Raw genomic sequence first — 1,354 nt, forward strand, 5'->3', positions numbered from 1 at the left:
GGATGCGAGCGCGCCCAATGGCGGAAACGGTGGCACCATCGAGACCTCAGGCGCGTTCGCCCACATTGGCAGTGCGGCGATCACCGCCGGCGCAGCGCATGGGAAGGCGGGCACCTGGCTGGTCGATCCGTACGACCTGACCATCGACACGGCCGCAGCTACGACGATCTCGAACTCGCTTAACAGCGGCACCAACGTGACCGAGTCGACCTCGGCCGGCGGTGCTTCGGGCGCGGGTGTGCAAAATCCCGGCGGCGTCGGCGATATCAATGTCAACGCGGCCATCAGCTGGACCAACCCGAACAGTACCTTGACGCTGACCGCGTATCGCGCGATCAACGTCAACGCGCCCATTTCCGGCGCGGGCCACGTTGTGCTCACCGCTCAGGGCGCCACAGGCAGCAACGGCAACATCACGCTTGCCGCAGGCGGCACAGTGGCCGGCGGGGCGGGGGTAACCCTCACCGCTGCCAACGCCTTCATCAACAACGCGGGCGGGAGTGCGCTCAGTTCGGCCTCGGGCAAGTGGCTGGTCTATTCCGCGAGCCGCGCGGCCGACGTCACCGGTGGCCTTACCCCGCAGTTCATCCAGTACAACGCGGCAGCGGGCGCGACACCACTGGGTGCAGGTAGCGGCTTCCTCTACAAGCAGACGGCGAACGCGGCCATCTCAGGCCTCAGCAGCACCGTTGAGAAGACTTACGACGGCACGGCGACGGCCAGTCTGACCGGGGCCAACTTCAACGCCACCCTGGTCAACGGCGACCGTATCGCCACCGCGACCGGTACCTATGGCAGCAAGGATGCCGCCAGCGGGATCCAGGTGACGGCAGCTAACGGTGCGGCTGGATACACCTTCACCGATGCGAGTGGGCTCGTTCCCGTGTATGGATACACGATCAGCGGTGGTGGCGCCTCGGCTAACATCGGTGTCATCGACCCTCGCCAGCTCAGCGTCTCGGTCATCAACAACCCGACCAAGACCTACAACGGCACGACCACCGCCACGCTGACCAGCGCCAACTACCTGACCACCGGGCTCGTAGCGGGCGAGAGCATCACCTTCAGTCAGCCGAACAGTGTCGCTTACGATTCCGCCGACGCTGGCGCGCGCATCATCAACGTGGGTTTCCTGCCGTCCAACTTCATGGCGGCAAACGGCACGACGCTTTCCAATTACGTTCTGCCCACGACGGCAACAGGCGCGGGCACCATCAATAAGGCAAAGGTGCAGCTGTCCGGCCTGCTTGGCAGCGATAAAGTCTACGACGGCACCACCACGGATAACCTGGACAAGAGCCGCGTCTCGATCTTTGGTGTTATCGCGGGCGACACAGCCAACGCCACGCTTGAC

At 64.5% G+C, this 1,354-nt stretch carries 1 protein-coding gene; it reads left to right on the top strand.

From position 1 onward, the window contains the following. Nucleotides 1-1,354 (top strand): beta strand repeat-containing protein (locus tag AC1DSN_RS22715; RefSeq protein WP_477333105.1); only part of this gene is annotated, 1,354 nt, incomplete at both ends.

It is taken from the genome of Luteibacter sp. P4_D7_3 (assembly GCF_056401735.1).